Genomic DNA, 13107 nt, shown 5'->3' with positions numbered 1-13107 from the left:
AAATCAACGACTCGAAGGTGGTCAGTCCAGCAGCCGGAGGCCCGTCGGTACGAGCGTCGCGGACAGCAGCAACTCGATCAGCAGATTGTGGTTCAGCGCGTTACCGACCGACGGTTCGCCGACCTCGTCCCGTACCAGCCCGGGCACGCCTTTCTTCCGCAGCCGCTCCCGCACGTTCATCACCACATGGGCGACGCCTTTGGGCCCCCAGTTCTCCTGCGCGCCCAACACGTTCAGCTCGCTCGCCACCTCGGCCCACGCGAGCGGCCGCGGATGCACCTCATGCCGCAGGTAGCGCTGGCCCACGACACACCAGCACCAGCCGCTCTCGATCGCTCAGCGGCCAGGCCGGCACGTGCCGCGTACTCATCTCCGGCACGCTCGTGGACGCCGGCAGCTGCCGGTCCGCGACTCGCACCTCCAGCAGGTGTTCACGTTCCTGGCAAACAACAAACAGCGGTGTGTACGCGATCGGCAGCACTTCCCGGTGGCCCTTGAGCAGCAGCCGCGCGCCCGGCAGTCGGATCGGCGCCCGGCCCAGGTTTTCCAGCACCCAGCGGGATCCGTCGTAGCTGATGTCCCTGCCGGCGACTCACCCGCGGGTCGTCGACGCCGACACAGACATGCACTTCCGGCTCGTTGCGGCCAAAAACCAGGGTGAACCGTGAATTCGGCGAAACGCTCATGCCACCGTGCACGCCCAGCACGAACAGCGTTCCCGGCTGCACCGGCGGCACGCCCCGAGCCAGGCTCCCGGTGCCCTGGGACAGCAGGTTGACCTCACTGGACAGGCCACCAGACGCAGCGAACCCCACGACCGCTCCTCCATCCGCCTGACCTGCGAAAACGCAGTCTACAGCGGCGGCGGCGAGACCCCCTCCCGGATCAGTTGGCGCAGGGCGAGGTGCCGGCGGTGGAACCCAGCGCCCAGTCCGGTCGCGGCCGCGGGTCCGGGGACGGCGTCCAACGGCCGTCGACCTGCGCGTACGTCCACTTCGCGCGCGGATTCCAGGAACTCCGAGAGCGCCCTGACCAGCCGGTCCACGTCGTCCGAGCAGGACCCGACGCCGAGGCTCGCGCGGATGGCGCCGGCTGCCAGCCCAAGCCGGGACAGCAGCAGCGGGTGCGCGCAGAATTTCCCATCGCGTACGCCAATGCCGTGCTCGGCCGACAGGTACGCGGCGACCAGCCCCGGGTCGTATCCGGGCAGGCTGAAAGTGACCACTCCGATCGCGCCGGGGCTGTCCGGGAAGATCCGGTGCACTCGTACGCCGTCGAGCCCGGCCAGACCGTCCAGCAGCCGCTCCTGAAGGGCGGCTTCGTGGGCTTCCTGCGCGCCAGCCGGCAGCGCGGCGAGCAGCTGGCACGCCCTCGCGAGCGCGGCCGCGCCGAGCACGTTGGGCGTGCCGCCCTCGTGCCGGGCCGGCGCTGGCGCCCACGCGGTGTCGGTCAGGGTGACCTGGCGGACGGCACCGCCACCGGCCAGGTACGGCCGACCGGTGTCGAGCCAGTCGCGGCGCCCGACCAGCACGCCCGCACCGAACGGCGCATAGAGCTTGTGGCCGGAAAACGCCAGGTAGTCGATGCCGGCGGCGGCCAGGTCGATCGGCCGGTGCGGGCGAGCTGGGCCGCGTCGACGGCCAGCCGGGCGCCGTACCGATGCGCGATGGTGGCGATCTCCTCGAGCGGCAGCAACTCGCCGGTCACGTTGGACGCGCCGGTGACGGTGACCAGCGCGGGCGGGCGCCGCGGCGAGCGCCGAGTCGAGATCTTTCAGCGTCTGTTCGAGCGTCGAGGAGACCGGCAGGCAGCGGTAGTCGCGGTCCCGCCAAGGCAGCAGGTTGGCGTGGTGTTCGAGGTCCAGGACCAGCACATCGCCGCGGTCCGCGGGCACACAGCCGGCGAGCAGGTTGAAGGCGTCGGTGGTGTTGCGGGTGAAGACGACGACATCGTCATCGCGGGCGCCGAACGCGTTCGCGACGATCGCGCGAGCCGACTCGTACACACCCGTACTCACCTGGGACGCGTAACCGGCGCCGCGGTGCACGCTCGCGTAGAACGGCAGAAGTTCGTTGACGTGACTGGCGACTCCGGCCAGCGCCGGGGCGCTCGCCGCGTAGTCGAGGTTCGCGTACGGGCGACACTCGCCGGTCACCAGCGGCGCGGCCAGATCGCCGCCCACGACGGGCAACAGGGCATCGATCTGGCGGGAGATAACGGCGGTCATGGCAGGCCCCTCGGGTCATGGACCCGCTGCGGGGCCCGCGCTTGCCGTCGCCGATATCGCCGACAGCCCGGTCCTCACCCGGGGCACCCCACCGCGGTTGGAGGGTTGCCGGCCAGCAAGCCGGGGCTACGCGCTGGCACTCATGACCTGTCCAAGACGGTAACCGATCACCCGCGCTGGGGGCAATCACGTTCTGATGTGACGCGTACGATGGGCGCATGCCGCAGGGAACGGACTGGCTTACCACCGCGGAGGCCGCTGCCCGCCTGCATGTGCCGCCCGAGGTTGTGGTGTCGACGGTGCTCAGCTACGGCGCCGACCCGGACATCCACATCATCACCACCGTCGGCGGTCCGATGATCAGCCGCTGCGCGGTGGCCTTCGCGGTGGCCCACCGGCAGCTGAACGAGGCCACCCGGTCCGTCGACCCGACCGAGACGGCCGCCTTCGGCCCGTCACTGGGCCGGCCGTACAGCATGAAAGCCCGCAACCAGGGCCCGTCCGCCCAGTAACAGCCGTCGCACGACCCGGCCCGGGTGTGACTTTTCCGCTGACCTCAAGGAGATCCCATGCCGACAGACCCGCGCGCCGGCCAGCCGGCCCGGCCAGCAGACCTCATCGACGTCGCCGCCGTCGTCACCGCGTATTACACCGAGCACCCCGACCCTGCGGTGCCGAGCCAGCGAGTTTCCTTTGGTACGTCCGGACATCGCGGCGCGTCGCTGAACACCGCCTTCAACGAGGACCACATCGCGGCCACCAGCCAGGCAATCGTGGACTACCGCACCGGGAAGGGCATTTCCGGGCCGCTTTTTCTGGGCAAGGACACCCATGCGCTGTCCGAGCCGGCTTTTTGGACCGCGCTGGAGGTCTTCGCCGCGAACAAGGTGACGGTCGCGATCGACGCGGCCGGCCGCTACACCCCGACACCAGCCGTTTCGCACGCCATTCTGCGGCATAACCGGGAATCCTCCGGGATCGCCGACGGTGTGGTGGTGACGCCTTCCCACAATCCGCCCACCGACGGCGGCTTCAAGTACAACCCGCCGAACGGTGGCCCGGCCGGCAGCGCGATCACCGACTGGATCGGCAAGCGCGCCAACGAATATTTGGCCGCGGGACTGGAAGGTGTAAGGCGGGTTACGACGGCTCGCGCGCGTACGGCCTCGACCACGCACTCGTACGACTTCATGGGGTCCTATGTGGACGACCTGCCGTCCGTCGTCAACATCGACGCGATTCGCCGTGCCGGCGTACGCATTGGCGCCGACCCGCTGGGCGGCGCCTCGGTCGATTATTGGGCGGCTATCGCGGAAACCCACCATCTGGAGCTGACGGTCGTCAATCCGTTGGTGGACCCGACCTGGCGGTTCATGACGCTGGACTGGGACGGCAAGATCAGGATGGACTGCTCATCCGCGTACGCGATGGCGTCGCTGATCTCTCGTCGCTCGGATTTCGACCTGGCCACCGGAAACGACGCCGACGCCGACCGGCACGGCATCGTCACACCGGCCGCCGGCCTGCTGAATCCGAACCACTACCTGGCCGTCGCTATCGACTATCTGTTCCGGAACCGGTCCGGCTGGCCTTCTTCGGCCGCTGTCGGCAAAACGCTGGTTTCCTCCAGCATGATCGACCGGGTCGCCGCCGAACTCGGTCGGGACCTGATCGAGGTGCCGGTCGGGTTCAAGTGGTTCGTACCCGGACTTTCCGATGCCTCGGTGGGATTCGGCGGCGAGGAAAGTGCCGGCGCGTCTTTCCTGCGGATGGACGGATCAGTGTGGACGACCGACAAGGACGGCATCCTGCTGGATCTGCTGGCCGCCGAGATCCTCGCCACCACGCAGTCCGATCCGGGCGAGCACTACCGCCAGCTCACCACCGAAAAGTTCGGCGCGCCGTCGTACGCGCGAATCGACGCGCCAGCCACCCCGGACCAGAAGGTCGCGCTCGCCCAGCTGTCCGCGGACCAGGTGACCGCGACCGAACTCGCCGGCGACAAGATCACCGCCACCCTGACCCGGGCGCCCGGAAATGACGAGCCGATCGGCGGACTGAAAGTGGTCACCGCATCCGGCTGGTTCGCCGCCCGCCCGTCGGGCACCGAGGACGTTTACAAGATCTACGCGGAAAGTTTCCGCGGCGACGACCACCTGGCCGCCCTCCAGTCCGAAGCCCGCGCTCTGGTGACGTCCGTGCTGTCCTAGCGCTCCTTGGTGTCCAAAACTGTCACCCCCACAGACTTGACTCGAGTTCGGGGGCGCCATTTTTAGGTAGTGCTCAGCGAAGGCGCGATCATGGTGATGCCGGTGGGGCTGGCGGTGCTGAGGGCGACCAAAGCCGCCGGAGCCTCGTCGAGAGAGATAGACCGGGTGATGAGCAGGTCCGGGCGGAGCTGACCGGAGGCGACGAGAGAGAGAGCATGCCCGGGTAGGCCTGCGCGGCCATGCCGTGGCTGCCGACCACGGACAGTTCGTACGCGAGGACCCGGCCCATCGGCAGGTCGGGGGCCCCGCCGGGGAGCAACCCGACCTGAACGTGCCGGCCGCGGCGGCGCAGGCTCGCGACGGCGGCGGCGCAGCAGTGCCGGGACTGCCGAGCGCGTCGAGAGACAGGTGGGCACCGCCGCCGGTCGCCTCGATCACCGCATCAGGCGCGTCACCAGCAAGAACGGTGACCGAAGCGCCGAAGGACCGGGCCAGCTCCAGAGCCTGGACCGACACGTCGACGGCGACCACCCGCAGGCCGCGGGCGACCGCGATCATGACGGCCGACAGGCCCACGCCTCCGCAGCCGTAGACCACCGCCCACTCACCGGCGGCGGCACGTCCCTGGGCGACGACGGCTCGGTACGCGGTGGCGAAGCGGCAGCCGAGGCTGGCGCCGGTCCAGGTCGACCGCGAGCGGCAGCGCCACCAGGTTGGTGGCCGCGTCCGTCACGACGACGTAGTCGGCGAAAGAGCCGGGCAGGCTGAACCCGGGCTGCTGCTGCCGACGACACACCTGATGGTCGCCGGCCACGCATTCCGGGCAGGCCCCGCAGGCGAAGACGAAGGGCGCGGTCACCCGGTCACCCTCCTGCCAGCCGATCACGCCAGCGCCGACGGAGGCGATCACACCGGCGAACTCATGCCCGGGAATATGCGGAAAAGTGGAGATGTCCGAGTCGTGGCCCTGCCAACCGTGCCAGTCGCTGCGGCACAGCCCGGTGGCCTCCACGCGTACGACCACACCGCCGGCTGGCGGCACCGGGTCGGCGACCTCCACCAGGGACGGTGGCTCGGCAAAACCCTGATACACGACGGCCCGCATGTGATCATCCTGCCAAACGGCGATAATCAGCCGCTATGGAGCTGAAAATCATCGGCGGCGACGGCGCCTTCCCGGCGCCCGGCGGTGCCTGCAATGGCTATGTCGTGGAGCACGACGGCTTCCGGCTGCTGATCGACCCCGGTTACGCGGTGTTCCCGCGGCTCACCGAAGAGGTCCACGCCGTCTTCGTCACGCACGGTCACCCCGACCACTGCGCAGACCTCAACCCGCTGCTGCGCGCCCGGTCGGCGGTCAACGCGCCGCGACTGAAGGTGCATGCCCTCCCCGGTGCGCTCACCGCGGTACTAGCTCTGGACCGCCCCGGCTGGCTTGACTCCGCGTACGAACTGGTCGAGTTCAGCGCCGACGACGCCTTCGACATCGGGCCATTTTCGGTGCGTACGACCAATCTTCCGCATTTCCTGCCGAACGCGGGCGTCCGGTTGACGGCCGGCGGGCAGACCATGGCGTACACCGGCGACACCGGTCCAAGCCCGGCGCTGCCCGCGTTCGCCGCCGGCGTCGACCTGCTGCTGGCCGAGGCGAGCTTCGCCGACGAGGTGCCGGCGGCCAGCGCCGAGCATCTGTCCAGTGCCCACCAGGCGGGCCAACTGGCCGCCGAGGCGGAGGTCGGGCAACTCATACTCACCCACCTTTTCCCAAAGACTGACAACGAAGCAGCCGTACGAGCCGCCGCGGACTCCTACTCCGGACCGATCGCGGTGGCCGCTCGGACGCGGGGCATCCCATTCGTCGTGTGATCATTGCCCGAGTGGGAAGGGGAATCGTGGACATCGAACCGGTGGTGGTCAAGGGTGCGCGGCAGGGCTCGGTGGGGGCACTGCTCGGCGGTGCCCTCGCCTGCCTGGTGCTCGGGCCGGGCGCGATCTGGCAGGCCATCACCAACCACGTGGATCCGGCGCACCCCATTGGCACCGCGCACACGAATTACCTCCCGCCGGCCGGCCGGGTGATCATGTTCATTATCGGGGCGCTGCTGTCACTTCTCGCGCTGATCCTGCTACTGGCCGCGGCTGTGCAGGCAAACCAGCGGTCGAAGGTCACTTTTACCCGCCGGTGGCGTGCGATTCGAGAACTCCGGCACGACCGTCCAGCTCGGTTGGAAGGACGTGACCGCGATCGAGGTCGGCACCGGCGACGATGTGGCACTGCTGATTTCCTCGCCCAAGAAGCACCAAGATCTTGAAGAACTGTCCCCCGACTGGTACCGGATGAAACTCGGCCGTGGCGAGCGTCTCGCGGCGGATCTCGGTGCGGGCGTACGAAAATTCCGCCCAGATCTGTTCCGCGGTGTCGTCCAGCAGAAATCCGGACAGCCGTGACCGCGGTCGACACCACCGACCACGAGAAAATCGACTCGAGAATCTCGCCGTACGCACTGATGCCCTGGGTGGTCATCGTGCTCGGCGACATCACCGACCTGTTCGACGCGAAGATCCATCCGCTGTGGTTCGGCGCGATCATTCTGCCGGTCTTCATCGCTCTTTACCTGCTGGCCGTGTGGTTCGGCGTTCGCGACGCCGCGGGCCGATCGCGCCCTGTCATCCTCGTCGTCATCCTGCTGGCGCTCACCACACCGTTGATGATCATCGCCTTCGGCGGCAGCGGCTTTGGCCCACTCGCGCTGCTGTCCATCGGAATGGCGACGGGACTGCCATGGCGGCAGGCGTACGTCTGCATTTTCGCCCTGACAGTGGGATCGGTTGCCATCGCGCTGTTCTGGTCGATCGACAACGCGCTCGCGATCGGTTACACCACCCTGATTTCCGGGGTAGTCGTGACCACGATGCGGCGGTTCCTGGCCGCCATCGGCGAGCTCCGGGCGGCCCGCGAGGAGCTGGCGCAGGCGGCCGTCGAGCAGGAGCGGCTGCGGTTCGCCCGCGACCTGCACGACCTGCTCGGCCAGACGCTGTCACTGATCGTGATCAAAGCCGAGCTGGCCGACCGGCTCGGCCGCGACGATCCGCGCGGGCAGGAACAGGTCGCCGACATCCAGCGGATCGGCCGGGACGCGCTGCGCGAAGTTCGGGAAGCCGTCAGCGGCTACCGGGAAAGCAGCCTCGCCGAGGAGATCACCAGGTCCGCGCACGCGCTCGAGGCCGCCAACATCCGCCCGACGATCACCCACGAAGGGTCCGCTCCGCCGCCGTCAGCGGCCGCCGTAGTGGCTTGGGCCGTACGCGAGGCCGTCACCAACGTGATCCGCCACTCCAAGGCCACCACCTGCGAAATCACCGTACGGACCGGAGACCGCACGGTGGTGCTCACGGTCGCCGACAACGGCCGCGGTGCCGCCGCCGGACCGGGAAACGGGCTGCGCGCCTGACCGAGCGGGTCGAGCTGGCCGGCGGCAGCGTACGGATCGGCGATGGCGACGGTTTCCAGCTGACCGTCACCGTGCCGTTGGGCACCCCACCGGCGGAGAATCCGCTGGCCCGCCTCGCCGGGAAGATTGCCTCGCTGCGGCGGGTTATGAGCTGACGTGGCTGACCTGTCGAACGTCCCGCTGTCCGTGCTCGACCTCGCGCCGGTCGGCGCCGGCCGGCCGTACGTACGTCCGCCCAGGCGGTCCGCGACACCATCGAACTGTCCCGGCACGCCGAGCGGCTCGGCTACCTGCGCTACTGGCTGGCCGAGCATCACTCGATGCCCGGCATCGCGAGCTCAGCGCCGGCAGTGCTCATCGGCGCGGTAGCGGCCGCGACCACCACCATCCGGGTCGGCTCCGGCGGGGGGGTGATGATGCTGCCGAACCACCCACCGCTGGTGGTCGCCGAACAGTTCGGCACCCTGGAGGCGCTGCACCCGGGCCGAATCGACCTTGGCCTCGGCCGAGCGCCCGGCACCGACCCGAACACCGCCCGAGCGCTGCGCCGATCCGCCGACCCGCTGTCCGCGGACGACTTCCCGCAACAGCTCGGCGAGCTGCTCGCCTTCTTCGGCGGCGACTTCCCGGCCGACCACCCGTACGCGCCGATCGTGGCCACCCCCGGCCGCGGCAACCAGCCGGCGATGTGGCTGCTCGGTTCCAGCGGCTACAGCGCGCAGGTGGCCGGGATTCTAGGGCTGCCCTTCGCCTTCGCCCACCACTTCAGCGCCCAGAACACCCTGCCGGCGCTGCGTCTCTACCGCGAGCGTTTCCAGCCGTCCGAGGTTCTCAAGGAACCGTACGCGCTGGTCGCGGCCTCGGTGGTGGGCGCGGACAACGACGAGCGCGCCGAATACCTGGCAGCTCGCGCTCGCGCTCGCGATGATGTCGCTGCGGCGCGGCCGGCCGATCGCCTTCCCGACCCCAGAAGAAGCCGCCGCGTACGACTACACCGCCGAAGACCGCGCCTTTATCGAGAACCTGACCTCGCATTACATCGTCGGTGGGCCCTCGACCGTACGCGCCGGCCTTGACGACCTGCTCGCCACGACCGGCGCCGACGAGCTGATGGTGACCACCAACCTGAGCGCGCTGTCGGACCGCGTACGGTCGCTGGAGGTCATCGCCGCGCTCCGGGACGTTTCCCAACCCGTCTAGAGAGCGGCGAGTTTTTCCGCCGTCAAAAGGTAAGCGGCCTGATCCTTGCCGGCATCAGCGACCAGGTCGGCGATGGTTAGGCCGACCTGGTCCGGAGTCAGCACCGGACCCATGTTCGCTATGAAGGTCGGCACATCGACGCCCTGCCTTTTGGCGTACGCGGCGACCCCCGCCGACCCGACATCGGTCCCCGGAGTCAGCTGCGGGAGCAGCGCGACGAACCTGATACCCAGCCCGGCCCGCGCGGATTCTTCGCCCGCGTACGAGGAAACAAACCGGATCGCCGCCTTGGCGCCGGCATAGCCGCCACTCATCGGCGAGCCTTTTACCGCGGCACCGCTGGACATTGTGACGACCGTACTGCCCGGCGCCAACGGCCGCAGCAACGCCTCCCGGGTCCAGTGGAAAACGTGCTGCACGTCAACTTCCCAGTTATGGCTGAAAGTCTGCCAGGTCTGCTGGTGGATCGGCCGGGTCAGCGGGACCCCGCCGGCGTTCAGGACGAGCGTCGTCGGCTGGTACGTGTCGAGCAGCTGACCAGCGACGGTGGGATCGGTGACGTCGGCGACCACCGGAGTCACCGCCGGGCCGACTTTCGCCCGTAGTTCTTCGAGAAGAGCGCGGTCACGCGCCACCGCTACCACGTCGTGACCCGCCTCGGCCAGCGCGATCGCAGTGGCTCGACCAAAACCCCGGCTCGCGCCGGTGACAAGAGCGACCATCAGGTTGTCCTCTTTCGACCTCAGGAAGTGGGTACGAATACAGACCGGACAGCCGCCGGAAAGGGAGCGGTCAGCGTTGGACGGCCAGCTCGTACGGGTGCACCGAGGGTAGATCGAAATCCGGAAACAGCCCCGTGCCAAGGAAAGTCACGATCCGACTGACGCCGTCCGCGCGGGCGGTGACCACCTGGATCCCGTGCGCATGATGCCGGCCGTCCGTTTCCCGTTTGTAGATGGCGAAAGCCGGCTGCCCGTTCGCACTCGTACGCACCAGTCGCAGGTCGCCGGGCGCCGGAAGGACGTAGTCGCGATGAAGCGGACGACCTCGTCCCGGCCACTGAACCAGGTCGGAATGGGGGGCATTTCGAACTCGACATCGTCACGGAGGGTGTGCAGGAGCCCCGCGATGTCGGAGTTCTCGAAGGCCGCCGCATAGCGGTCGAGCAGCGCCCGCTGATCCGGGCCGGCGAGGTCGACGCTGGCCCGCTCGTTCGGTGCGGCCGCTTTGAGTTGCGTACGCGCGCGCTGCAACGCGCTCTTGACCGCCGCGGTCGTGGTGCCGAAGAACTCCGCGACTTCATCGGCCCGCCATGCCAGCACGTCCCGCAGGATAAGGACCGCGCGCTGGCGCGCCGGCAGGTGCTGCAGCGCGGCTATAAGTGCGAGCCGCAAGCTGCCCCGCTCGGCGACGATGGTGGCCGGGTCGGTCGCGTCGGTGCCGAGCAGCCGGTCTGGGAAGGGCTGCAGCCACGAAACCTCCGCACGGGCCGCGACCGGCGCCACGACCGGTTCATACGTCGCGTCCATAAGACCGGACGGCAGGGACCGCCGGCTGCTGTGCTCCAGCGCGTTCAGGCAGGCGCCAGTGGCGATCCGGTAAAGCCACGTACGCACCGAGGAACGGCCCTCGAAGCCGTCGTACGCGCGCCACGCCCGCAGATAGGTCTCCTGCACCAGGTCCTCGGCGTCGTGCACCGAACCAAGCATCCGGTAACAGTGCGCGAGCAGCTCACCCCGGTACGGGCTGGTCTCCTGGACGAACTCCACACGTTGCGCCATACGAATACAGACCGACCGCGGAGGCAAAACGCATCGGTCCGGAAGGGGCGATCTGCGCGTCAACTGATGCCCGGGGCGCTAGACTGCGCCCGCGTTGACCTGAGGAAACGATGATTACATCGAGAAAAAGGCAAAAAGGGTGAATTCTGCGGACCACGACCGCACCAGCCGTTCCGGCAGCCGTCATGCCACGGACAGCGCTGATTCGTCGGCCAGCCCGGTCACTGACCCAGACTCGCCAGTGCCCGTATCCGTAACCGCCTCCCCCACCGCCGCCCCGGCACGCTCGGTGCCGGTCCCCGCCCGCCGGCGGCGCCGTCGCTGGAGTCCCCGCGAGCTCGCGCTGGCGCTGCTGTTCGTCCTGCCCGCGCTGGCCGGCGTCGGGACGTTCGTGATCTTCCCGCTCTTCCAGGCGGTGTTCCTGTCCACCCGGGGCAGCGACATCCTCGGCAACCCGACCCGGTTCGTCGGTCTGCAACATTTCGAGCAGCTACTCACCCCTCAGTTCGGCCACATCCTGCTGCAGACCGCCGAATTCACCCTGATCGTGGTGGTCGCCGGGGTGGTTCTGCCAATGCTGCTGGCCGCCCCGATTTCGCAGCCGCTGCGCGGCATGCGGGTGTTTCGTACGCTCTTCAGCCTGCCGTTCGCCTACTCCGCCTCCACCGCGAGCGTGGTCTGGCTGCTGATGCTGAACCCGGCGATGTCGCCGATCAACTGGGCGTTGCGGCTGGTCGGGATCGCCGCGCCGGGCTGGACCACCGACTCGAACTGGGCGATCGTCACGGTCGCCGGCGTGACAGTCTGGATGGTCTCCGGGTTCAACATCCTGGTGCTTGGCGCCGGCCTCGCCGGCGTCGACGAGGACGTGCTGGAGGCCTCCACCATCGACGGCGCCTCGGGCCTGCGGCAGTTCGTCAGTGTCATATTGCCGATGATTTCGCCGAGCGTGTTCTTCGCGATCGTCACCACCACGTTGACCGCGCTGCAGAGCCTCGGCCAGGTGCAGGTGATGACCGACGGCGGCCCGAACGGCTCCAGTGCGACGCTGGTCTACTCCGTTTTCGACAACGCTTTCCATAACAACAACAGCAACTACGGCCTTGCCAGCGCTCAGGGGCTGGTGCTGCTCGTCGTCGGTGTTCTGCTGGCGGTCGTGCAGTTCGGGGTCATCGAAAGGCGGGTGCACTACCGGTGAGTCGGGTGACCCAGCCGAGCAAGGTCTCGGCCACGATCATCTACGTGTGGCTGGTGATCGCGGCCATTGTCCTGCTCTTCCCGGTGCTGCTGACCGTGGTCGGCGGTTTCCTGCCGTCGTCGGATCTGCTGCAGCAACCGCCCAACCTGCTCGGCCATTTCACCCTGTCGAGCTATCTTTCCGCGCTGCAGCAGACCACTGTGCCGCTCGGGCCGGCATTCGCGAACTCGCTGTTCGTCGGCATCACCATGATGGTGGCGCAGGTGGTCACGTCCTGCCTCGCCGCGTACTCCCTGGTGTTCCTGCGCAACCCCATCGGCAAGCTGCTGTTCTGGGTGTTCATGGCCACGATCATGGTGCCGTACGAGGCGATCGTGGTGCCGAACGCGTTGTTCGTACGCAGCCTCGGAATAGGCGACAACCGGCTGAGCCTGGTGCTGCCCTTCCTGGCCGTCGGCTTCGGGGTTTTCCTGATGCGGCAGGCCTTCAAGCAGTTCCCGAACGAGCTCCGGCAGGCCGCCGAAATCGACGGTTGCGGCCATCTGCGATTTCTTTTCACCATCCTGTTGCCGGCCGTACGCCCGTCGCTGACCGCGTTGGCGGTGTGGTCATTCCTGCAAGGCTGGAACATGTATTTCTGGCCGCTGATCATCGCCTCCGGCGACAATTCACTGAACACGCTGCAAACCGCGGTTTTCGCGCTGAAGAGCAATGAGTTCGGCGACCCCGGCATCCTACTGGCCGGAATTACCATTACCCTGGTGCCGACTCTGTTGTTGGTCATTTTCGGCCAGCGCTGGTTGATCCGGGGGTTCACCGCCGGTGCGGTGAAATGAGATCCACCCAATTTTCGGAGGGAAAAGTGCGTCGACTCACTCGCGGCAAAGGTGCCGTCCTGGTGGCCGCGTTCGCCGCGGTCGCCATGCTCGGGGCCTGCAGCTCAGCCGCGTCCAACGGGGGCTCCGGTGCACTCGACCGAAGGCCCCGGCGCTGAGGGCTGAACGGCAAGGGCCCCTGTCCCACTCACCTTCTGGCACGC

General features: G+C 68.3%; 13 protein-coding genes, 3 pseudogenes and 1 riboswitch. Of the genes and pseudogenes, 8 read left to right on the top strand and 8 right to left on the bottom strand.

What is annotated here, in order from left to right; all coding sequences use genetic code 11:
* Window positions 1-21: 21 nt before the first annotated feature.
* The 4 genes and pseudogenes from GNX96_RS57210 to GNX96_RS33810 all read right to left on the bottom strand — a co-directional run bounded on the left by GNX96_RS57210 (window position 22) and on the right by GNX96_RS33810 (window position 2227).
* Window positions 22-306, bottom strand: coding sequence for a hypothetical protein (locus tag GNX96_RS57210; RefSeq protein WP_279582175.1), 285 nt, complete (start codon window positions 304-306; stop codon window positions 22-24).
* Complete coding sequence (locus GNX96_RS57205; RefSeq protein ID WP_279582174.1) at window positions 281-418, bottom strand: hypothetical protein; 138 nt, start codon at window positions 416-418, stop codon at window positions 281-283. Before GNX96_RS57205 ends, GNX96_RS57210 begins: the two co-directional genes overlap by 26 nt.
* 13 nt (window positions 419-431) lie before the next feature.
* Window positions 432-815 (bottom strand): hypothetical protein, encoded by a 384-nt coding sequence (locus GNX96_RS57200; RefSeq protein WP_279582173.1) that lies wholly within the window; start codon window positions 813-815, stop codon window positions 432-434.
* A 70-nt stretch (window positions 816-885) separates the two neighbouring features.
* Window positions 886-2227, bottom strand: a pseudogene (locus GNX96_RS33810) (aminotransferase class V-fold PLP-dependent enzyme).
* A 32-nt stretch (window positions 2228-2259) separates the two neighbouring features.
* Window positions 2260-2375: riboswitch (SAM riboswitch) on the bottom strand.
* Window positions 2376-2445: 70 nt separating this feature from the next.
* Between GNX96_RS33810 and GNX96_RS33805 the strand changes: the two are divergent.
* Complete coding sequence (locus tag GNX96_RS33805) at window positions 2446-2739, top strand: hypothetical protein (RefSeq protein WP_163571998.1); 294 nt, start codon at window positions 2446-2448, stop codon at window positions 2737-2739.
* A gap of 57 nt (window positions 2740-2796) precedes the next feature.
* Window positions 2797-4437: a phosphoglucomutase (alpha-D-glucose-1,6-bisphosphate-dependent) gene (gene pgm, locus GNX96_RS33800; RefSeq protein ID WP_163571997.1), complete on the top strand. Its 1641-nt coding sequence runs from the start codon at window positions 2797-2799 to the stop codon at window positions 4435-4437.
* A gap of 435 nt (window positions 4438-4872) precedes the next feature.
* On the opposite strand, the pseudogene GNX96_RS61615 reads toward pgm, so the two are convergent.
* Both GNX96_RS61615 and GNX96_RS61610 read right to left on the bottom strand, forming a co-directional pair.
* Window positions 4873-4995 (bottom strand): annotated as a pseudogene (locus GNX96_RS61615) (hypothetical protein); the annotation flags it as partial.
* 46 nt (window positions 4996-5041) lie between these two features.
* Entirely contained in the window at window positions 5042-5542 is a 501-nt protein-coding gene (locus GNX96_RS61610; protein WP_313885840.1) for an alcohol dehydrogenase catalytic domain-containing protein, read from the bottom strand.
* Window positions 5543-5577: 35 nt separating this feature from the next.
* On the opposite strand from GNX96_RS61610, the gene GNX96_RS33790 reads away from it, so the two are divergent.
* The 4 genes from GNX96_RS33790 to GNX96_RS33775 all read left to right on the top strand — a co-directional run bounded on the left by GNX96_RS33790 (window position 5578) and on the right by GNX96_RS33775 (window position 8965).
* Window positions 5578-6303: an MBL fold metallo-hydrolase gene (locus tag GNX96_RS33790; RefSeq protein WP_163571996.1), complete on the top strand. Its 726-nt coding sequence runs from the start codon at window positions 5578-5580 to the stop codon at window positions 6301-6303.
* 26 nt (window positions 6304-6329) lie between these two features.
* Window positions 6330-6749 (top strand): hypothetical protein, encoded by a 420-nt coding sequence (locus tag GNX96_RS33785; RefSeq protein ID WP_163571995.1) that lies wholly within the window; start codon window positions 6330-6332, stop codon window positions 6747-6749.
* A 132-nt stretch (window positions 6750-6881) separates the two neighbouring features.
* Window positions 6882-7889 (top strand): sensor histidine kinase, encoded by a 1008-nt coding sequence (locus GNX96_RS33780; RefSeq protein WP_163571994.1) that lies wholly within the window; start codon window positions 6882-6884, stop codon window positions 7887-7889.
* Between the two features lie 254 nt (window positions 7890-8143).
* Window positions 8144-8965, top strand: a complete 822-nt coding sequence (locus tag GNX96_RS33775) for an LLM class flavin-dependent oxidoreductase (RefSeq protein WP_313885846.1) — start codon at window positions 8144-8146, stop codon at window positions 8963-8965.
* A gap of 120 nt (window positions 8966-9085) precedes the next feature.
* Here the strand turns inward: GNX96_RS33775 and GNX96_RS33770 are convergent, their stop codons facing one another.
* Window positions 9086-9811: an SDR family oxidoreductase gene (locus GNX96_RS33770; protein ID WP_163571993.1), complete on the bottom strand. Its 726-nt coding sequence runs from the start codon at window positions 9809-9811 to the stop codon at window positions 9086-9088.
* Window positions 9812-9881: 70 nt separating this feature from the next.
* Window positions 9882-10870 (bottom strand): annotated as a pseudogene (locus GNX96_RS33765) (sigma-70 family RNA polymerase sigma factor).
* A gap of 241 nt (window positions 10871-11111) precedes the next feature.
* On the opposite strand from GNX96_RS33765, the gene GNX96_RS33760 reads away from it, so the two are divergent.
* Entirely contained in the window at window positions 11112-12068 is a 957-nt protein-coding gene (locus tag GNX96_RS33760) for a carbohydrate ABC transporter permease (RefSeq protein WP_163571992.1), read from the top strand.
* 5 nt (window positions 12069-12073) lie between these two features.
* Window positions 12074-12904 (top strand): carbohydrate ABC transporter permease, encoded by an 831-nt coding sequence (locus tag GNX96_RS33755; protein WP_279582172.1) that lies wholly within the window; start codon window positions 12074-12076, stop codon window positions 12902-12904.
* The last annotated feature ends 203 nt before the right edge of the window (window positions 12905-13107 follow it).

Origin of the sequence: Fodinicola feengrottensis, from assembly GCF_010993775.1 — a bacterium.
In the GTDB taxonomy this organism is placed as follows: Bacteria; Actinomycetota; Actinomycetes; order Mycobacteriales; family HKI-0501; genus Fodinicola; species Fodinicola feengrottensis.
This window is presented reverse-complemented; position numbering and strand designations above follow the sequence as displayed.

Coding starts and splice junctions, on each gene's coding strand:
- GNX96_RS33805 (WP_163571998.1), top strand. CDS start 2,446: ATGCCGCAGGGAACGGACTGGCTTACCACCGCGGAGGCCGCTGCCCGC.
- pgm (WP_163571997.1), top strand. CDS start 2,797: ATGCCGACAGACCCGCGCGCCGGCCAGCCGGCCCGGCCAGCAGACCTC.
- GNX96_RS61610 (WP_313885840.1), bottom strand. CDS start 5,542: ATGCGGGCCGTCGTGTATCAGGGTTTTGCCGAGCCACCGTCCCTGGTG.
- GNX96_RS33790 (WP_163571996.1), top strand. CDS start 5,578: ATGGAGCTGAAAATCATCGGCGGCGACGGCGCCTTCCCGGCGCCCGGC.
- GNX96_RS33770 (WP_163571993.1), bottom strand. CDS start 9,811: ATGGTCGCTCTTGTCACCGGCGCGAGCCGGGGTTTTGGTCGAGCCACT.